Source organism: Actinosynnema sp. NPDC050436 (assembly GCF_040655415.1).
Classification (GTDB): domain Bacteria; phylum Actinomycetota; class Actinomycetes; order Mycobacteriales; family Pseudonocardiaceae; genus Actinosynnema.
Genome location: NZ_JBFAJV010000013.1, coordinates 70,211 through 89,181, shown reverse-complemented (window position 1 = coordinate 89,181; position 18,971 = coordinate 70,211). Strand labels below are relative to the sequence as shown.

Below are 18,971 nucleotides of genomic sequence, written 5' to 3'. Positions count from 1 at the left end.
GGAGCCCGCGGCGTCGGTGAACACCGCGGGCTCCGTCCTGGGAAAGGGCCTCAGGCGGTCTCGGTGATGGGTCGGTCCACCCACGACATGAGACCGCGCAGCTTCTTGCCGACCTCCTCGATCGGGTGCTGCTCGCCTTCCTGCTGCAACTTCTTGTAGTTGCCCCGGCCCGCGTCGTCCTCGTTCACCCACTCGGTGGCGAACGTGCCGTCCTGGATCTCGCCGAGGATCTTGCGCATCTCCTCCTTGACCGCGGGCGTGACCACGCGCGGGCCCCGGGTGAGGTCGCCGTACTCGGCGGTGTCCGAGATGGAGTACCGCATCCGGGCGATGCCGCCCTCGTACATGAGGTCGACGATCAGCTTCAGCTCGTGCAGGCACTCGAAGTAGGCCACCTCGGGCGCGTAGCCGGCCTCGGTCAGCACCTCGAAACCGGCCTGCACCAGCGCCGACGCGCCGCCGCAGAGCACCGCCTGCTCACCGAACAGGTCGGTCTCGGTCTCCTCCTTGAACGTCGTCTTGATGACGCCCGCGCGGGTGCCGCCGATGCCCTTGGCGTAGGACAGGGCCAGCGCCTGCGCGTTGCCCGTGGCGTCCTGCTCGACCGCGATCAGCGCCGGCACGCCCTTGCCGTCGACGAACTGGCGGCGCACCAGGTGGCCCGGCCCCTTCGGCGCGACCATGGCGACGTCCACGTTGGACGGCACCTCGATCAGGCCGTAGCGGATGTTGAAGCCGTGGCCGAAGAAGACCGCGTCGCCGTCCTTCAGGTTCGGCGCGATGTCCTGCGCGTAGATGTGCCGCTGCGCGGTGTCCGGCGCCAGGATCATGATCAGGTCGGCCTCGGCCGAGACCTCGGCGGGCGTGCCGACCGGCAGGCCCTCCTCCTCCGCCTTGGCGCGGGACTTCGAGCCCTCGGGGAGGCCGATCCGGACGTCGACGCCGGAGTCGCGCAGGCTCAGCGCGTGGGCGTGGCCCTGGCTGCCGTAGCCGATGACCGCGACCTTGCGCCCCTGGATGACGCTCAGGTCGGCATCGTCGTCGTAGAAGATCTCGACGCTCACTGGTGGTACTTCCTTCCTCCGTGCGGATTCAGCGCACCGCGGTCGCGGTGATGGAGCGGGCGCCACGGCCGATGGCGACCATGCCGGACTGGACGATCTCGCGGAGCCCGTAGGGCTCCAGCATCCGCAGCAGCGCGTCGAGCTTCTCAGAGGTCCCGGTGGCCTCGACGGTCACCGCCTCCGGGGAGACGTCGACCACCTTCGCGCGGAACAGCTGCACCGTTTCGAGGACCTGGCTGCGCACGGTCGCGTCGGCGCGGACCTTCACCAGCAGCAGCTGGCGCTGCACCGACGCGGACGTCTCCAGCTCCACGATCTTGATGACGTTGATCAGCTTGTTGAGCTGCTTGGTGACCTGCTCCAGCGGCAGTTCCTCCACGGAGACCACGATCGTCATCCGGGAGATGTCGGGGTGTTCGGTGCGGCCGACGGCGAGCGACTCGATGTTGAAGCCCCGGCGGGAGAACAGGCCCGCCACCCGCGCGAGGACACCTGGCTTGTCCTCGACCAGAACGCTCAGGGTGTGCCTAGTCATCACTCACTCGTCCTCGTCGAACAGCGGGCGGATGCCCCGCGCGGCCATGATCTCGCTGTTGCCGGTGCCCGCCGCGACCATCGGCCACACCTGGGCGTCCTTGCCGACCACGAAGTCGACGACCACCGGGCGGTCGTCGATCGCCATGGCCTGCTCGATGACGGTGTCGACCTCCGCGCGGGACTCGGCGCGCAGCCCGGCGCAGCCCATCGCCTCGGCCAGCAGCTTGAAGTCCGGGATGCGGTGCTTGTGCGTGCCCAGGTCGGTGCTGGAGTAGCGCTCGCCGTAGAACAGCGTCTGCCACTGGCGGACCATGCCCAGGTTGCCGTTGTTGATCACCGCGACCTTGATCGGGATGCCCTCGATCGCGCAGGTCGCCAGCTCCTGGTTGGTCATCTGGAAGCAGCCGTCGCCGTCGATCGCCCACACCTGGACGCCCGGCACGCCCGCCTTCGCGCCCATCGCCGCCGGCACCGCGAACCCCATCGTGCCCAGGCCGCCGGAGTTGATCCAGGTGCGCGGGCGCTCGTACTTCACGAACTGCGCCGCCCACATCTGGTGCTGCCCGACACCGGCCGTGAACAAGGTGTCCGGCGGGGTCAGCGCGCCGATCCGCTCGATCACGTACTGCGGCGACAGCGTGCCGTCCTCGGGCCAGTCGTAGCCCAGCGGGAACGTGGAGCGCAGCGCGTCCAGCTGCTCCCACCACGGCGTCAGGTCGACCGCGCGGCTCGCGTGCTCCTTCTCCGCGCGCACCGCGTCGATCAGCTCGGCGATGATCTCCTTGCAGTCGCCCACGATCGGCACGTCCGCGCGCCGGTTCTTGGAGATCTCCGCCGGGTCGATGTCGGCGTGCACGACCTGCGCGTCCGGCGCGAACGACGTCAGCTGGCCGGTCACCCGGTCGTCGAACCGCGCGCCCAGCGCCACCAGCAGGTCCGCCTTCTGCATCGCGGCCACCGCCGACACCGTGCCGTGCATCCCGGGCATCCCCAGGTGCTGGCGGTGCGAGTCCGGGAACGCGCCGCGCGCCATCAACGTCGTGACGACCGGGATGTTCGTCTCCTCGGCCAGCCGCAGCAGCTCCGGCGACGCCTCCGCCTTGATGACGCCGCCGCCCACGTACAGCACCGGGCGCCGGGCCGCCGCGATCAGCTTCGCCGCCTCGCGCACCTGCTTGCCGTGCGGGCGCGTCGTCGGCCGGTAGCCCGGCAGGCGCAGCTCCGGCGGCCACGAGAACGAGGTCATCTCCTGGAGCACGTCCTTGGGGATGTCCACCAGGACCGGGCCCGGACGCCCCGTGGACGCCAGGTGGAACGCCTCGGCGATCGCGCGCGGGATGTCCGCCGCGTCCGTGACCAGGAAGTTGTGCTTGGTGATCGGCATCGTGATGCCGCAGATGTCGGCTTCCTGGAACGCGTCCGTGCCGATCAGCGGGCGGGACTGCTGGCCGGTGATGGCGACCACCGGGACCGAGTCCATGTTCGCGTCCGCCAGCGGCGTGACCAGGTTCGTCGCACCCGGCCCGGAGGTGGCCATGCACACCCCGACCCGGCCGGTGGCCTGCGCGTAGCCGGTCGCGGCGTGACCCGCGCCCTGCTCGTGGCGCACCAGCACGTGCCGCACCTTCGTGGAGTCGAGCAGCGGGTCGTACGCGGGCAGGATCGTGCCGCCGGGAATCCCGAACACCACTTCGCAGCCGACCGACTCGAGGGAGCGGACGAGGGACTGGGCGCCGGTCACGCGGAGGGGGGCGCCGCTCGGCGGGGCCGGTTTCGGCCGCGGCCCGGGGCGGGGCGACGTCGACTCACCGGGAGCCGGACGCGAAGTTGCGCTGGTCATCTGTCTGCCTCGTGGGTGTGGAGAATGCACGGTCCGGGCACGAAAAAACCCTCGCCAACCCGAACGGGTCGTACGAGGGTCGCGCGTCGACGCAGCCTGTACCTGCCTAGGCGTCGACGCGCCTGGGAAGTACGAGAACGAGGGTGCGCTGCATGGCGGTGACGTTAACCGTCAACCGCGACGGGCGTCAACTGTGCGGGACGGCACTCCCGCATGGTGGACACCACGAGCGGGTGAAACCGGGCCGGGGTCACCCCCCGGACGGGTGTTTGGCAGCATCTCGGCACGTGGACAAGCTCGTCTTCCGGATCCCCGCGCCCGCCCTGATCGCCGCCGCCGCCATCACCATCTGCGCGACCCCGTTCGCGTGGGCGGCACCCGGCCTCCAGGCCGTCTACCTGGTGCCGCTCGGCTTCGCCTGGTGGGTGCTGCGCAACCGGACCACGGTCGACCCCGCGCAGCTCACCGCACGTTCGACGTTCGGCAAGCGGGTCGTGGCCTGGGACGACGTGAAGGCCATCAAGGTCGTGCCCAAGGGGTGGCTCAGCGCCGTGCTCCAGGACGGCTCGCTCGTCCGGCTGCCCGCCGTCCGCGCCGGCCACCTGCCCGCCCTCGCGCACGTCAGCGGCGGTCGCGTGCCTGACCCGAACGCAACACCGGACTCCGTAGAGTCGGCGGAGTGACGTCGAACACTCAGCTCCGGTGGGTGCCCGTGGTCAGCCTCGTGCTGTCCCTCGCGGGACTCGCGGTCTCGATCTACCTGACCGTCGCGCACTACTCGACCGGCGTGCTGCTGTGCGCCGAGGGCGAGGTCATCGACTGCGGCACCGTCACGAGCAGCGAGCAGTCCGAACTGGCGGGCATCCCGGTCGCGGTCCTCGGCCTCGCGTTCTTCGCGTTCCTCACGCTGCTGAGCCTGCCCGTCGCGTGGCGCGACGAACGGTTGCACTGGGTGCGCCTGGGCGCGGTCGGCGTCGGCGTGCTGTTCGTCGTCTACCTCGTCGCCGCCGAGTTCGTGCTCATCGGCAAGATCTGCCTGTGGTGCACGGCCGTGCACGTCATCACACTCGCGCTGGCCGCCGTGCTGGTCACGGCGGCGTTGCGACGGAGTAGCCTCTGAGGCACCGCTCCCGGATTTACGGTGCCCACCCGGCACCCTTCGCACCACGCTTGAGACGCAGATTCTGGAGGAGCCGTGCCACCGCTCCGTTCCCGCACCACGACCCACGGCCGCAACGCCGCCGGGGCCCGCGCGCTGTGGCGCGCGACCGGCATGACCGACAGCGACTTCGGCAAGCCGATCGTGGCCATCGCCAACTCGTACACGCAGTTCGTGCCCGGTCACGTGCACCTCCGGGACCTCGGCGACATCGTGGCCGAGGCCGTGCGCGAGGCGGGCGGCGTGCCGCGCGAGTTCCACACCATCGCCGTCGACGACGGCATCGCCATGGGGCACAGCGGGATGCTCTACTCCCTGCCCTCGCGCGAGATCATCGCCGACTCCGTCGAGTACATGGTCAACGCGCACCAGGCCGACGCGATCGTGTGCATCTCCAACTGCGACAAGATCACCCCCGGGATGCTCAACGCCGCGATGCGCCTGAACATCCCCGTCGTGTTCGTCTCCGGCGGGCCGATGGAAGCCGGCAAGGCCGTCGTGGTCGACGGCGTCGCCGTCGCACCCACCGACCTCATCACCGCCATCGCCGCCTCCGCCTCCCCCGACGTGGACGACGAGGGCCTCACCGCCGTCGAGCGCTCGGCGTGCCCCACCTGCGGCTCGTGCTCCGGCATGTTCACCGCCAACTCCATGAACTGCCTGACCGAGGCGCTCGGCCTGGCCCTGCCCGGCAACGGCTCCACCCTCGCCACCCACGCCGCCCGCCGCGACCTGTTCGCCGAAGCGGGCCGCACGGTCGTCGAACTGTGCCGCCGGTGGTACGGCGAGGACGACGACTCGGTGCTGCCGCGCAACATCGCGTCCCGCGCGGCGTTCGAGAACGCGATGGCGCTCGACATGGCGATGGGCGGCTCCACCAACACCGTCCTGCACATCCTCGCCGCCGCGCGGGAAGGCGAGATCGACTTCACCCTCGCCGACATCGACGCGCTCAGCCGGCGGGTGCCGTGCCTGTCGAAGGTGTCGCCGAACTCGGACTACCACATGGAGGACGTCCACCGGGCCGGCGGCATCCCCGCCCTGCTCGGCGAGCTGTGGCGCGCGGGCCTGCTCAACGAGGACGTCCGCACCGTCCACTCGCCCGACGTGGCGTCGTGGCTGTCGGCCTGGGACGTCCGCGCCGAGGCGCCGTCGGCCAAGGCCGTGGAACTCTTCCACGCCGCGCCCGGAGGCGTCCGCACCACCCAGGCGTTCTCCACCGCGAACCGCTGGTCGAAGCTCGACACGGACGCGGCGGGCGGCTGCATCCGCGACGTCCCGCACGCGTACACGAAGGACGGCGGCCTGGCCGTCCTGCACGGGAACCTGGCCGAGCACGGAGCCGTCATCAAGGCCGCCGGCATCGACGAGGACCTGTGGCACTTCGAAGGCCCGGCGCGGGTCGTCGAAAGCCAGGAACAGGCGGTGTCGGTGATCCTGAACAAGGAAATCCAGGCCGGTGATGTGTTGGTGGTGCGCTACGAAGGCCCCGCCGGAGGCCCCGGAATGCAGGAAATGCTGCACCCGACGGCATTCCTGAAAGGTGCGGGCCTGGGCAAGAAATGCGCCCTCATCACCGACGGCCGCTTCTCCGGCGGCACGTCGGGCCTGTCCATCGGCCACGTCTCCCCCGAAGCCGCGGGCGGCGGCACGATCGCCCTGGTCGAAGACGGCGACCGGATCGTCATCGACATCCACGAGCGCCGCCTGGAACTGCTTGTTCCCGACGAGGTCCTGGCCGAGCGCCGGGCGAAGATGGAAGCGTCGGAGAGGCCGTGGCAGCCCACCGACCGCATCCGTCCGGTGACGGCGGCGCTGCGCGCGTACGCACTCCTGACGACGGATGCGTCAAAGGGAGCAGTCCGAGACGTGAACCGGTAGGCTGAGGTGAACCGACTACCCGCCTGAATCCGCCACACGGCACCCAGGCGGGTAGTCGCTTACCGGGGGTGAAGTCACACGTCCCCTGGAAGGTGGTTGTCGTGCGGAACGGGAACCACTCAATGGAGTGGCCGATTCCGGGCACTTTCGCGCCGCTTTGTTCGTTGCCGTAAACAAGGAGCGCGGCACACGGCAGCGACCCGTCGCCGACCCGGCCCGACGCAGCGTTCGACTCGCGCGCCTGCGCGATGCGGATGACGCGCCTGCGTTATGCGGATGACGCGCCTGCGTGATGCGGATGACGCGCCTGCGTGATGCGGATGAGCGGTGGGCGGGCGCAGGCGGCGGTGTGGTGGGCGGACGCGGCAGGCGGGCGAGCGGACGCAGGCGGCGGTTGCGGCGGGCGGTTGGGCGCGGCGGGCGAGCGGAGGCGGCGGCGGGTGGTTGCAGTCGGTGGGCGGTTGCGGTGGGCGAGCGTGGACCGATGGTCGAGCGATCGTATGCAGCGGCGCGGAGGGCAAGACCTGAAGCGGAGTGTGCGGTGCAGTGAGCGCTGCTCCTGCGCACCGAGGTACTGACCGCTAGATCACTGACTGATAGGTCACCGGACGGCAGGTCACCGGGAGTCGAGTCGAGAGCGGTCAGGTGCGGAAGACGAGGAGCGTGGCGGCTGTCGCACCCGCTGCCAGGAGGAAGCAGAGGAACCCCGTCAGCAACGGGTGCCGGAACCAGCTGCGGTTGTAGTCGATCGCGGCCCGACCCGGACCCGTGAAGACGAGCGCGAACGCCATGGCCGCGTACGCGAGTTCCAGCTCGACGCCATCCGTGTTGAGGAAGCGGCGGAAGCCGTCCGAGGGGAAGAGGCTGCCGCCGTACTTGAGGGCGATGACGTTGGCCATCACGCCCAGGATGCCCGCCGCAGCGAGGGGCGTGAACAGGCCCAGCACGAGCAGAGCTCCGCCGGCCAGTTCGGTGATGCCGGTGACCCACGCGAGGATCTTCTCCTCGCGGTAGCCGAAGTCTGCGAGTTGGCGGGCGAACCCGTCGATTCCCGGGCCGCCGAAAGCGCCGAACACCTTCTGCGCCCCGTGCCCGATGAACACCGCACCGAGCGCGACGCGCAGCACCAGGAGGCCGAGGTCGGCGCTACCGGTCCAGCCGAACGGCCTGCGCTCGTCCTCGTCGTCGTCCAGGTGGGTGGCGGCGCTCTGCCCGAAGGTGTCCACCGGTGTGTAGCCGGAGGTGTCGAAGCTGTTGGTGTCCTTGTTGAAGGCGGTGGTGTCCTTGCCGAACGCCTGGGTGCCGTCGTCGAAGTGGTGTGCTCCTCCGCCCACGCCGCTCGTCGATGTCGAGTAGAAACCGTCGTCGGAGTAGCCGCTCGGGCTCTTCGAGCGATCGTCAGTAGCCACGCACCCGCACGTTAGGAGGTTCGGAGGACCTCCGCGAGCGTCCGTTAAGCAGCCAATCCTCACCCAAATGGTCTAATTTCGACACCTGTCGGAGGGGTATTTGGCGTTCTGCGCTGAGAGCAGGTCGGGCACAGGACAGGCGGGGAGCGCCGGGGGTCGGCCGGAGCGGAGCGTGGGCAGGACGGTCGGAAACCAGGGGCGAGAGCGGGTGGGTCGCGCCGGCACCTGGTGGTTGTGGTCCGGCGCGACTCCGGCGGCCGTGCGGATGGAGGGCGTCCGCACCGGCTGAAAATCGACTGGCCCGCTCAGTAGTCCCCGTGCACCAGGTTCTGCGGTTCCCCACCGCGCGCGAACCGGGCCACTTCCGAAGCCACCACGGCATAAGCCCGCTCCGCGTGCCCCCGACACGAACCCGCCACGTGCGGCGTCAGGAACAGTCCCGGCGCGCTCCACAGTGGATGGTCCTCGGGCAGCGGCTCGGGCTCGGTCACGTCCAGGGCCGCGCGCAGCCGACCGTCGACCAGTTCCGCCACCAGGGCGTCGGTGTCCACCACGGCACCGCGCGCCGCGTTCACCAGGATCGCCCCGTCCTTCATCCGGGACAGGAACTTGGCGTCGACCATCCCGGTCGTCTCGGCCGTCAACGGCACGACGACCAGCACCACGTCGTAGGAGCCGAGCAGCTCGGGCAGTTCGTCCATGCCGCGCACGCCGTCGCGCGCGGTCCGCCCGACGAGCGTCGCGGTGGCGTCGAACGGCTCCAGCCGCCGCCGGAACTGCTCGCCCAGGTCGCCCGCCCCGACCACGAGGACTTCCTTGCCCTGCAACGTGTCCGTCGCGTGGTAGTCCCACCGCCGCTCCACCCGTGCCCGCTCGAACGCCGGGAAGTCGCGGTAGATCGCCAGCAGCGCACCGATCGCCCACTCGGCGGTGCTCCCGCCGTGCGCGCCCCGGCACGTGGACAGCATCACCCCGTCCGGCACGGTCCCGATGAACCGTTCCGCGCCCGCGCTCAAGAGCTGCACGAGCCGCAGCCTCGGCAACCGCTCGAAGAACTCGCGCGGATCGGTGCTCTGCAGGAACTTCGGCACCAGCACCTCGGCGTCGGCGGCCTCCGGCGGCAGGTCCTCCCCCGCCGAGTAGAGCACCGGCCGAACACCCTCGACGCCGGCCAGCGCGCGAATGCCCAGTTCATCTGGAACCAACACGGTAAGCGTCACACCCGCACGCTACGGCACACTGTCGGACCATGCGGGAGCATGACGTCGTCTCCGCCGACGGCACGCGGATCAGGCTGTGGCGCACCGACACCGATGGCCCGGACGTGCTGCTGTGCCCTGGTCTGGGCGCGGCGCCGTCGGTGTGGCCGGAGCTGTCGTCGGCCAGGGTGCACAGCTGGTACCACCGGGGCACGATGGGCTCGGACCGTCCGTCCGACCCGGCGCGCATCACGCTGGGTGATCACGTGGCGGACGCGCTCGCGGTGCTGGACGACGGCGGCGTCGAGCGGTGCGCGGTGATGGGCTGGTCGATGGGTGTGACGGTGGCGGCCGAGTTGGCGCTGCGCCACCCGGATCGGGTGGCGGGTTTGTTGCTGGTGGCGGGTGCGCCGGGTGATTCGTTCGCCGGTGTGCTGGGCGTGCCGGGCCTGCCCGAGGACGTGCGGCGGCTGATCGGTGTGTCGTCGGCGACGGTGCTGCGCCTCGCGGGCCCGCTGCTGGATTCGGTGCTGCACCGGGTGCCGGTGCCGGATGTGTCGTCGCCGGCGGTCGCGTCGCTGCGGCGGTTCCTGAAGCACGACTGGGGCTGGTACTTCACGTTGGCGCTGGCGCTGGGCCGGGCACCGCGCCTGGACCTGACGGGCCTGACCTGCCCCACGACGGTGCTGGCCGGCCGGTACGACTGGCTGACGTCGCCGGACAGCATGGTCGGCCCGGTGGCGGGGCTGCCGCAGGCGCGGGTCCGCGTGCTGCCGAACACGCACTACCTGCCGCTGGAGAACCCGCAGATCATCGTCGAGGAGCTGGATTTGCTGCTCGGACGCGCGCACGCCGTGGAGCAGGCGGTGGAGGACCTGCTCACCTCACGTTCACGGCCGCGCGCTTAGCCTGGTCGGCGTGTCTCGACTCCGTGGGTTGCTGATCGGCTCCGCTGTCGGCCTGCTGGCCGTCGGCTGCGCGAGCTTCCCGGAGCAGCCGGCACCGGCCGGGTGGAGCCCCGCGCCGCAGCTCACCCCGCAGGCCGGGCCGCGTCCCGAACTGCCCGGCGAGCTGCCGAGCAGCCCCGGCCAGGGCCAGCAGCCGGGGCAGCAGGCGACGCCGGTGCCGCCGCCGCAGGGCTGCAAGGACTTCAACCCGGCTGTCGTGGGCACGTGCCTGTCGCCGGTGTCGGGTGTGGCGCTGACGGACGTGAACCAGACGACCGGCGCCGTGACGGCGTTGGCGACCGAGCGGACGACCGGGCGGCTCGTGCGGGTGACGAAGGACGTCGACCCGGTCGTGTTGCAAACGTTCGACGTGGACGCGTCGAGCGACGGCGGCCTGACGAGCGTGACGCTGTCGCCGACGTACGCGGAGGACCAGCTGGTCTACGTGTACGTGACGACCGCGACGGACAACCGGGTGCTGCGCCTCGCGCCGAACGACGTGCCCAAGCCGGTGCTGACCGGCATCCCGAAGGGCCCTTCGGGCAATCGCGGGTCGCTCGGCTACGACCGGACCGGCGCGCTGCTCGTGGCGACCGGCGACGGCGGCAACCCGACGGCGGCGGCGGACCCGGGGTCGCTCGCGGGCAAGGTGCTGCGGATCGACGGCTCGGGCCAGCCGGCGCGCGGCAACCCGACGGCCGGGTCGCGCGTGCTGGCGTCCGGGCTGCGGTCGCCTTCCGGGGTGTGCGTGTCGGGGGACGGCACGAAGACCTGGGTGACGGACGCGGGCGCGTCGGCCGATTTGCTGTACCGGGTGGAGGCGGGCAAGGCGCTGGGCAACCCGGCGTGGACGTGGCCGGACCGGCCCGGGGTGAGCGGGTGCGCGTCGCTGTCGAACGCGGTGTGGGTGGGCACGGCGGGTGCGCCGGGGACGCTGATCCTGCCGATGGGGCCGGATGGCGCGTTCACCGGAAAACCGGAACCGTTCCTGGACAAGGAGAACGGTTTCGGCCGGGTTGGCGCGCTGGTGGCGGTGGACGACAACACGGCGCTGATCGGCACGGTGAACAAGAACGCGGGCGGCACACCGGTGTCCAGCGACGACCGCGTGGTCATCGTCGTGAGGGACGGCGGCGCCGGCGGCAGCAAGGACTGATTGCCGGCCGGTTTGCGGGAACTGTTCGGCGGTGCTCCTCTTCGGCTGACTTACGTGGCCTGACCGCCTTGCCGCTCCGCGGCACATACTGCTGCAAGAGCCGGGACCCGGCTCGCTGCCGCTGCCTCGACCGACACCTCTCCTCTTGACTCTGCCGAGGTTTGTCGCACGCGTCCGGGCAGATGCTGACCTCTGCCACTTCCGGCTTATCAGGCTGCGTGTCGACTTCGCCTCAAGGCGCGGGTTGTGGTCTTGGTATGCCGAGTCAGCACCCTCGGGGCATAGTGGTGATCATGCCCGCCGCGCGCATTCCACCTATCGTGTGACCTCACGATAGCCACAGGGGCGATGTAACATTCAGTCGGCGAACAAGTCTCGCCAGATGGACCGAAAGAGTGGGATCGCGTTGAGATTGGAGTGGCGTTGCTGCAACCGATTTCGACCAGAGATCACCCCTCCGAGCGAACCTTGAAGATGCGGCGCGGATCTGGGCACTTTTGAGATACCGATTTCGTTGCCGTAATCATGGAGCGCGGCACACGGCGAGCTTCGGTCGAGCGCCGGCAGGGATGTCGGCCGGCGGCCGGATACTAAAGGTGGTTGGCCGAGCGGCCGCCGGCCGGGAGCAGGACAGCGGCCGGCGGCAGCGGGACGGCGGTCGGGTAGCGGCGGACGGCGGACGGGTAGCGGCGGACGGCGACAGGGCGGCACAGCAGGACCCCAGCAGGACGGCGGCGGGAACCAGCGGGGCGTCGGTTGGGCACCGGGAGGATGTCGAGCGGACGCCAGTAGGCCGGTCACACCCCGCCGCCCCGGCCGCCGGAGTCTGCGACCGATCGTCGGACGGAGCCTGGGCAGCGGTCGGCGACCGATCGTCAGGCGGAGCCCGGCAGCGGTCGGCGAACGGTCGTCAGCCAGAGCCCAGGCAGACGAAGGGGCGGCGGAGTGGGTCTATGGCTATCGCGTTTGCCAGGGCCACGGCGGGTGAAGCTCCTGCTGCGAGGTTGTGGTGGAAGTCGGCCATGGCTTCGGCTGACTGCTCGTCGCCCACTCGGCTCGATGCGGCGATCACGGTGCGGGCGCCGCCGGCCAGCAGGGCTCCGGCGAAGCCCAGGGGTTCGTCGCCTGGGCGGACTCGGTTGAGGGCGAGTTCGCAGGCTGCCAGCACCACCTGGTGCGGTGGGCGGCGGACTCGGCCGAGTTCGTGGGCGAAGAGTGCTCCGTCCACCAGCTCCAAGCGGGAGAACAGGGCGTTTTCTGGTTCGTGTTCGCCGTGGGCGGCTATGTGGGCCAGTTCCACTCCGTCCAGTGCGTCCAGGACCGAGCTGACCCGGGCGTCGGCTACGCCCAGGAGTTTGGCGTCTCGGTGGTAGCCGGCGAGGCGGTCGATTTCGCCTTGTGCTGCTTGGAGGCCGGGGCCTCGGACGAGGAGGACGCCGGCGGCTCCGGCTCGGTCGGCGCGGGTGGTGAACAGCCACGACGTGGCGGACGGGACGGCTACCGTGGGGCGGCCTGCGCAGGTGGGGAGCACGCCCCACGGGACGACGTGCAGGGCTCCGGTGGGGACCACCACCAGTGGCCGGTCGCCGATCATTTCTGCCAGGGGGGTAAGGAGGAGGCGGTCGAGGTTTTCTGCTTCGCGCCTGGCTGATGCGGAGATCACCTGCATCAGGGGCGGCGGCAGGTGGTCGGGGGCCAGGGCGTTGAGGTCCGCGTGCAGGCGGCGGGCGCGTTCGGTGGCTTCGTCGGCGGAGCCCAGGCGCTTCATGCGGGCCCGGCCGCCGGCCAGCACCACTGCGACCAGGGTGTCGCCGGAGACGGCGAAGCTGACCATGGCGCGGCTGCCGAGCCTCGGGATGATGTCGTCGGCCGTCGCCACGGGGCGGGGTTTGCCCCAGGGGCTCTCGCTCCAGCCCAGGCGCATGGCGTCCCGTTGGCTGGCGGCGAGGCGTTCTTCCAGCGCGGCGGTGGGCAGGCCGTCCAGCCTGGCCCTGAGCAGGGCTCGGCTGAGTTGGCGCACCTCGGTGATCCGCTCGCTCAGCGCGCTGTCCACTGTGGATTCGACGGGGTCGTAGCGGTAGAGCTGGGCCCTGGTGCGCTCCAGCCACGTGAACAGGCGCTTGGCGACGGTCGGCGAGTCGCCGCTCTCCAGGACCAGGCGCACCGCCAGGTCGCCGAGTTCGCGGCCGTGCAACGCCGTGCCGGAGACCAGTTCCAAGCCTCCCATCCGGTCGCGCATCCGGCCCAGTTCGGCGAGGCCCGCTTTGGCCTGGGCCAGGGCGGCTCGGCGGTTGCCCCTGGCCAGCGCGAGTTCGGCTCGGCACAGGCGCAGCAGCATCCGGTGGTCGATGGGGGCGAACCGCCGCGAGGTGGTCACCCTGCGCAGGAGTTCGGCGGCGCTGTCGACGTTGCCGTGCCGGGCTTCCATGCGCGCGGCCAGGACGGTGGCGAGCTTGGCCTGGTCGTGGAGCTTGAGCGCGCTCAGCCGCGTGGCGAGTTCGAGCGCGCGGCGCAGGACGGACGGGGACGAGCGGCGGGATTCCACGGCGTGCAGCGCGTCGACGCGCAGTTCGATGAGGCCGGCGACGGCGGCCCACGCGGGGCTGCCCCGGCGGACGAGCCTGCGCTGGGCGGAGCGGGCCATGCGCCGGGCCAGGGCGAGGTCGCCGTCGGCTAGTGCGGCGGCACCCCGGTACAGCTCGGCTTCGGCGACGTCCTGGCCGATGCGCTGCCGGCGCAGTTCGGGCAGGACCTCGTCGAGCAGGCGGCCGGCTTCGTCGGTGAGGCCGACGCTGATCATGGCTTCGGCCTGGTCGATGCCCAGGCGCAGCAGGAGTCCCGGTTCTAGTTCGCGGAAGGCGCGGTTGGCTTCCTGGTACCGGCGCAGGGCCTGGGGGATGTCGCCGGCCAGGCGCAGCACGTTGCCGAGCGAGTGGGTGGCTAGGGCGGCGCGCAGCGGGATGTCGTGCTCGGTGGCGAGTTCGGCGGCGCGGTTGAGGTCGCGGACGGCGTTGTCGATGCGGTGGATCTCGCCGTAGGCGTTGCCCCGGTTGGTGAGCGTGGTGATCAGCGACTGGACGACGGGGATGGGGTCGCCGCCCTCGTCCTTGGTGCGCTGCAGGAGGCGTTCGTGGTGGGCCACGTCGAGGTCGACGTAGCCGATGCCGTCCTCGATGCGCCCGACGCGGAACAGCAGGACGCCTTGGACGCCGTTGACGAGGCTGGTCAGCTCGTCGCGCAGCGCCCCTTCCGGCAGGCCGGCGGTCTCCTCGCGGGCGTCGGCGAGCTGGCGCAGCCCGTCTTCGAGCCCTTGGGTTTCGGCCAGGCAGAAGGAGAGCGTCATGAGCAGCCGGATGCGGACTTCCTGCCGGCCGACCGGGTCCGCGTCGGCCTGGTCGAGCAGGGCCAGTCCCTGGCGGAGGATGCGGGTGGCGGTCAGGTAGCGGTTGGCGGACGCGGATGCCTTGCCCTTGCGGTGGAGTTCACGGGCATCCCCCACGGGATCGGCGGTCGCCAGAGGCACTCTCATATGAGAGCACAAGCCGGCGGACCGCACTGCCACCCGTCCGGCTGGCAGTGCGGTCCGGCTCGTCAGTTCTGCGCCGCGATCGGCTCGGAGTGCGTCTGGTACGGGCCCCCGGTGGGGGTGACCGGGCCGGTCTTCTGCGGGTCGGGCTGGTGCGGCTGGTACGGGCCCCCGTTGGGGTCGTCCGAGTCGCCGCCGCCGGGCTCGGAGTGCGTCTGGTACGGACCGCCCTGGGGGTCGGCTCCGCCGCCGGTTCCCCCACCGCCGTTGATCATTCCCGTGCGCGCCGCGAGGGCTTCGGCCTCGTGCTCGACGCCGGCTTCGGTCGGGATCGCGTCGATTTCCTCGACGAGCTTCGGATCGGTTTCAGCGGACATGCGTTGTCCTCCCCTACAACGGATCCCGGCGCAGCCGGGACGCTTGGCTGGTGGGATTGATCATTCGGCGGCCCCCCGGCCCTGCCGAACGGCTCAAGCCTGACACAGATGGACGCACCTTTGAGCGGGAAATTCACCGAGAGCGATCGCCAGGCCCACAGAGGGCTGCGTTGACCAGGGCGAAGGCCCTTTCGAGGCGGACGGTACCACTCGATTGGGCGAACGTGTTAACACAGAGGTGGTGTGTCGGGGTCCGCAATAAGGGGACGATCCGACCGCCCGGTCGCGTGGAATGGACACCGTGGGCGCTCCTCCCGTCACTGTTCGCCACCCCGCCGCCGGCGGGGGAACCAGGTGCTTCGAGGTGGAGGAGCGGGCGGGCGCGGACCAGATACGTCCAGTGCCGTGTGGATGATCACTTCGACAGATGTCCAAGTGTTTACCGGCTTTTCCGCGCGGGTCGTCGTGGAACTGCCGCGCGGGCCGGCGAAGAATGCGTCGGGGCAACCCTTCGAATGGTCCCGGAAACGCCGCTGCGGGACAGGCCGGAAGCCTGTCCCGCAGCGGGAGGTGGGACTGCGAGCGGTGGGACTGCGAGCGGTGGGACTACGAGCAGCGGGCGATGATCAGGTCGCGGACCTTCTTCGCGTCCGCCTGGCCCTTGGTCGCCTTCATGACCGCGCCGACGATCGCCCCGGCGGCGGCGACCTTGCCGTCGCGGATCTTCGCGGCCACGTCGGGCTGGGCCGCCAGGGCCTCGTCCACGGCCTTCTCCAGCGCCGAGTCGTCGGACACGACCTTGAGGCCCCGGGCCTCGATCACGGCCTCCGGCTCGCCCTCGCCCTCCAGCACGCCGGTCACCACGTCGCGGGCCAGCTTGTTGGTCAGCTCGCCGGCGTTGACCAGCGCGACGACCCGGGCGATCTGGGCGGGTGTGATGGCCAGCTCGCCGAGCTCGACGCCGCGCGCGTTGGCCTCCTTGGTCAGGTAGGCGACCCACCACGAGCGGGCCTCGGCGGGCGTCGCACCCGCTTCGACGGTCGCGGTGACCAGGTCGACCGCGCCCGCGTTGACCAGGTCGCGCAGCTCGGCGTCGGTGAGCGACCACTCCTGCTGGACGCGCTTGCGGCGCTCCCAGGGCAGCTCCGGCAGGGTGCCGCGCAGCTCCTCGACCCACTCGCGGGACGGGGCGACGGGCACCAGGTCGGGCTCCGGGAAGTACCGGTAGTCCTCGGCGGTCTCCTTGGCGCGGCCGGAGGAGGTGCCGCCGGTCGACTCGTCGAAGTGCCGGGTCTCCTGGCGGATGGTGCCGCCGGCCGCGAGCACCGCCGCCTGCCGCGTCATCTCGAACCGCACGGCGCGTTCGACGCTGCGCAGCGAGTTGACGTTCTTGGTCTCGGTGCGGGTGCCGAACTCGGTGGCGTCCTTGGCCATCAGCGACACGTTGGCGTCGCAGCGCAGCGAGCCCTGGTCCATCCGGACGTCGGAGACGTCGAGCGCCTTGAGCAGGTCGCGCAACGCGGTCACGTAGGCGCGGGCGACCTCGGGGGCGCGCTCACCGGTGCCGGTGATCGGCTTGGTGACGATCTCGATCAGCGGGACGCCCGCCCGGTTGTAGTCCAGCAGCGAGTGGTCCGCGCCGTGGATGCGGCCGGTCGCGCCGCCGACGTGCAGGGACTTGCCGGTGTCCTCTTCCATGTGGGCGCGCTCGATCTCCACGCGCACCACCTCGCCGTCGTCCAGGGTGACGTCGAGCCAGCCGCCGAACGCGATCGGCTCGTCGTACTGGGAGGTCTGGAAGTTCTTCGGCATGTCCGGGTAGAAGTAGTTCTTCCGGGCGAATCGGCACCACTCGGCGATGGAGCAGTTGAGCGCCAGGCCGATGCGGATCGCCGACTCGACGGCCTTGCCGTTGACGACCGGCAGCGCGCCGGGCATTCCCAGGCACGTCGGGCAGGTGTGCGTGTTGGGTTCGCCGCCGAAGAGGTTGGCGCAGCCGCAGAACATCTTGGTGCGGGTGTGCAGCTCGACGTGCACCTCGAGGCCCAGCACGGGGTCGAACCGCTCGATGACCTCGGCGTAGTCCATCAGCTCGTGCACCGCGGTCATGCGTTGCCGTCCTTCCGCAGGGACCGCACGGCCAGGGCCGCGCCGGTGATCGCCACCAGGATGCTGGCGACCGCGTTGACCAGAGCCAGCTTGTCGTTCTTGCCGCGCGCGGACTTCAGGGTGGAGAACGCGCTCGCCGCCGCGCTGCCCGCGCCGAGCAGCGCGAAGATCCCTCGTGCCTTCTTCACCGCGCCACCGCCAGTTCCGGCAGGTCCGCGAGCACGGAGCCGCGGGCTGCCTCGTAGGCTGCCGCCACCCGGTACATCCGGTGGTCCTGCAGCGCCGGGGCCATGATCTGGAGGCCGACCGGCAGGCCGTCCTCATCGGACAGTCCGCTCGGGACGCTCATCGCGGGCGTGCCGGCCAGGTTCGCCGGGATGGTGCAGAGGTCGGCCTTGTACATGGCGATCGGGTCGTCCGCCCGCTCGCCGATCTTGAACGCCGTGGTCGGCGTGGTCGGCGACACCAGGACGTCGACCTTCCCGAACGCCTGCTCGAAGTCGCGCGTGATGAGCGTGCGGACCTTCTGCGCCGAGCCGTAGTAGGCGTCGTAGTAGCCCGACGACAGCGCGTAGGTGCCGATCATGATGCGCCGCTTGACCTCCGCGCCGAAGCACTGGTCGCGGGTGATCGCCATGACCTCCTCGGCGCTGCGCGTGTCGTCGTCGCCGTAGCGGGCCCCGTAGCGCATCGCGTCGAAGCGGGCCAGGTTGGACGACGCCTCGCTGGGCGCGATCAGGTAGTACGCGGGCAGCGCGTAGTCGAAGCTCGGGCACGACACCTCGACCACCTCCGCGCCGAGCTGCTTGAGCTGCGCGACGGCCGCCTCGAACGAGCGCAGCACGCCCGGCTGGTAGCCCTCGCCGCTGAACTGGGTGACCACGCCGACCCGCACGCCGGTCAGGTCGCCGTGCGCGCCTTCGCGGGCGGCGGCGACGACCGGCGGGACCGGGGCGTCGATCGACGTCGAGTCCAGCGGGTCGTGACCGGCGATGACCTCGTGCAGCAGCGCCGCGTCGAGCACCGTGCGCGCGCACGGACCGCCCTGGTCCAGGGACGACGAGAACGCCACCAGGCCGTAGCGGGAGACGCCGCCGTAGGTGGGCTTCACGCCGACCGTGCCGGTGACCGAGCCGGGCTGGCGGATCGAGCCGCCGGTGTCGGTGCCGATCGCCAGCGGGGCCTCGAACGCGGCGAGGCTCGCCGACGAGCCGCCGCCCGAGCCGCCGGGGATCCGGTCCAGGTCCCACGGGTTGCGAGTGGGGCCGAACGCGGAGTTCTCGGTGGAGGAGCCCATGGCGAACTCGTCCATGTTGGTCTTGCCCAGGATCACGATGCCGGCCTCCTTGAGGCGGCGGGTGACCGTGGCGTCGTAAGGCGGCTTCCACGCGCGCAGCATCGCCGACCCGCAGGTCGTCGGCACGCCCTCGGTGGTGAACACGTCCTTGAGGGCCAGCGGGACGCCGGCCAGCGGGCCGACCGGCTTGCCGGCGGCGATGTCGTCGTCCACCCGCTTGGCGGCCTGGAGCGCGCCCTCGGTGTCGACGTGCAGGAACGCGTGCACCGCGCCGTCCACCTCGCCGATCCGGTCGAGGTGGGCCTGGGCGACCTCGGTCGCGGAGACCTCGCGGCTCGCCACCTTCGCGGCCAGCTCGGCGGCGGTGTTGCGGATCAGGTCGCTCATGATTCCGCCTCCGCAGAGAAGAGAACGTCGGCAGCGCTCGTCGCCGCCTCCGCGCAGAAGAGAACGTCGGCAGCGCTCGTCGC

General features: G+C 71.0%; 15 protein-coding genes. 5 read left to right on the top strand and 10 right to left on the bottom strand.

Annotated features, from left to right (window positions below):
- Positions 1–50: 50 nt before the first annotated feature.
- From ilvC to AB0I60_RS27980, 3 genes are read right to left on the bottom strand one after another with little or no spacing between them, the layout of a single operon-like run.
- Positions 51–1,064, bottom strand: a complete 1,014-nt coding sequence (gene ilvC, locus AB0I60_RS27990; RefSeq protein WP_360734772.1) for a ketol-acid reductoisomerase — start codon at positions 1,062–1,064, stop codon at positions 51–53.
- A 28-nt stretch (positions 1,065–1,092) separates the two neighbouring features.
- Positions 1,093–1,599 (bottom strand): acetolactate synthase small subunit, encoded by a 507-nt coding sequence (gene ilvN, locus AB0I60_RS27985; protein ID WP_219438961.1) that lies wholly within the window; start codon positions 1,597–1,599, stop codon positions 1,093–1,095.
- A 3-nt stretch (positions 1,600–1,602) separates the two neighbouring features.
- Positions 1,603–3,441, bottom strand: coding sequence for an acetolactate synthase large subunit (locus tag AB0I60_RS27980; protein ID WP_360734770.1), 1,839 nt, complete (start codon positions 3,439–3,441; stop codon positions 1,603–1,605).
- Between the two features lie 287 nt (positions 3,442–3,728).
- Here AB0I60_RS27980 and AB0I60_RS27975 point away from each other — a divergent pair, with 287 nt between their 5' ends.
- The 3 genes from AB0I60_RS27975 to ilvD all read left to right on the top strand — a co-directional run bounded on the left by AB0I60_RS27975 (position 3,729) and on the right by ilvD (position 6,481).
- Positions 3,729–4,124, top strand: coding sequence for a PH domain-containing protein (locus AB0I60_RS27975; RefSeq protein WP_360734767.1), 396 nt, complete (start codon positions 3,729–3,731; stop codon positions 4,122–4,124).
- Entirely contained in the window at positions 4,121–4,561 is a 441-nt protein-coding gene (locus AB0I60_RS27970; RefSeq protein ID WP_360734764.1) for a vitamin K epoxide reductase family protein, read from the top strand. Before AB0I60_RS27975 ends, AB0I60_RS27970 begins: the two co-directional genes overlap by 4 nt.
- 75 nt (positions 4,562–4,636) lie before the next feature.
- Positions 4,637–6,481 carry a dihydroxy-acid dehydratase gene (ilvD, locus tag AB0I60_RS27965; RefSeq protein ID WP_360734761.1) on the top strand — a complete coding sequence of 615 codons (1,845 nt, stop codon included), beginning with the start codon at positions 4,637–4,639 and terminating at the stop codon, positions 6,479–6,481.
- A 641-nt stretch (positions 6,482–7,122) separates the two neighbouring features.
- Here ilvD and AB0I60_RS27960 read toward each other — a convergent pair.
- Positions 7,123–7,890: a DoxX family protein gene (locus tag AB0I60_RS27960; RefSeq protein ID WP_360734758.1), complete on the bottom strand. Its 768-nt coding sequence runs from the start codon at positions 7,888–7,890 to the stop codon at positions 7,123–7,125.
- 305 nt (positions 7,891–8,195) lie between these two features.
- The gene (locus AB0I60_RS27955; RefSeq protein ID WP_360734755.1) at positions 8,196–9,110 is read right to left on the bottom strand and encodes a 2-hydroxyacid dehydrogenase; all 915 of its coding nucleotides are present in this window, start codon (positions 9,108–9,110) and stop codon (positions 8,196–8,198) included.
- Positions 9,111–9,139: 29 nt separating this feature from the next.
- On the opposite strand from AB0I60_RS27955, the gene AB0I60_RS27950 reads away from it, so the two are divergent.
- Both AB0I60_RS27950 and AB0I60_RS27945 read left to right on the top strand, forming a co-directional pair.
- Positions 9,140–9,997, top strand: a complete 858-nt coding sequence (locus AB0I60_RS27950) for an alpha/beta hydrolase (RefSeq protein ID WP_360734752.1) — start codon at positions 9,140–9,142, stop codon at positions 9,995–9,997.
- A gap of 10 nt (positions 9,998–10,007) precedes the next feature.
- Positions 10,008–11,192: a PQQ-dependent sugar dehydrogenase gene (locus AB0I60_RS27945; protein WP_360734749.1), complete on the top strand. Its 1,185-nt coding sequence runs from the start codon at positions 10,008–10,010 to the stop codon at positions 11,190–11,192.
- A gap of 910 nt (positions 11,193–12,102) precedes the next feature.
- On the opposite strand, the gene AB0I60_RS27940 is transcribed toward AB0I60_RS27945, so the two are convergent.
- From AB0I60_RS27940 to gatA, 5 genes are all read right to left on the bottom strand, one after another.
- Positions 12,103–14,721, bottom strand: coding sequence for a CHAT domain-containing tetratricopeptide repeat protein (locus AB0I60_RS27940; protein ID WP_360734746.1), 2,619 nt, complete (start codon positions 14,719–14,721; stop codon positions 12,103–12,105).
- A 62-nt stretch (positions 14,722–14,783) separates the two neighbouring features.
- Positions 14,784–15,095 carry a hypothetical protein gene (locus AB0I60_RS27935; RefSeq protein WP_360734744.1) on the bottom strand — a complete coding sequence of 104 codons (312 nt, stop codon included), beginning with the start codon at positions 15,093–15,095 and terminating at the stop codon, positions 14,784–14,786.
- Between the two features lie 606 nt (positions 15,096–15,701).
- Positions 15,702–17,204, bottom strand: a complete 1,503-nt coding sequence (gene gatB, locus AB0I60_RS27930) for an Asp-tRNA(Asn)/Glu-tRNA(Gln) amidotransferase subunit GatB (RefSeq protein ID WP_360734741.1) — start codon at positions 17,202–17,204, stop codon at positions 15,702–15,704.
- Positions 17,201–17,392 carry a hypothetical protein gene (locus AB0I60_RS27925; protein WP_360734738.1) on the bottom strand — a complete coding sequence of 64 codons (192 nt, stop codon included), beginning with the start codon at positions 17,390–17,392 and terminating at the stop codon, positions 17,201–17,203. The genes gatB and AB0I60_RS27925 overlap by 4 nt, the downstream gene beginning before the upstream one ends.
- Complete coding sequence (gene gatA, locus AB0I60_RS27920; protein WP_360734734.1) at positions 17,389–18,888, bottom strand: Asp-tRNA(Asn)/Glu-tRNA(Gln) amidotransferase subunit GatA; 1,500 nt, start codon at positions 18,886–18,888, stop codon at positions 17,389–17,391. Before gatA ends, AB0I60_RS27925 begins: the two co-directional genes overlap by 4 nt.
- Positions 18,889–18,971 lie beyond the last annotated feature (83 nt).

What these genes read in the sequence shown, in the direction of transcription:
- ilvN (WP_219438961.1), bottom strand. Translation starts at nt 1,599, where the DNA reads ATGACTAGGCACACCCTGAGCGTTCTGGTCGAGGACAAGCCAGGTGTC.
- AB0I60_RS27980 (WP_360734770.1), bottom strand. Translation starts at nt 3,441, where the DNA reads ATGACCAGCGCAACTTCGCGTCCGGCTCCCGGTGAGTCGACGTCGCCC.
- AB0I60_RS27950 (WP_360734752.1), top strand. Translation starts at nt 9,140, where the DNA reads ATGCGGGAGCATGACGTCGTCTCCGCCGACGGCACGCGGATCAGGCTG.
- AB0I60_RS27940 (WP_360734746.1), bottom strand. Translation starts at nt 14,721, where the DNA reads ATGAGAGTGCCTCTGGCGACCGCCGATCCCGTGGGGGATGCCCGTGAA.
- AB0I60_RS27935 (WP_360734744.1), bottom strand. Translation starts at nt 15,095, where the DNA reads ATGTCCGCTGAAACCGATCCGAAGCTCGTCGAGGAAATCGACGCGATC.
- gatB (WP_360734741.1), bottom strand. Translation starts at nt 17,204, where the DNA reads ATGACCGCGGTGCACGAGCTGATGGACTACGCCGAGGTCATCGAGCGG.
- gatA (WP_360734734.1), bottom strand. Translation starts at nt 18,888, where the DNA reads ATGAGCGACCTGATCCGCAACACCGCCGCCGAGCTGGCCGCGAAGGTG.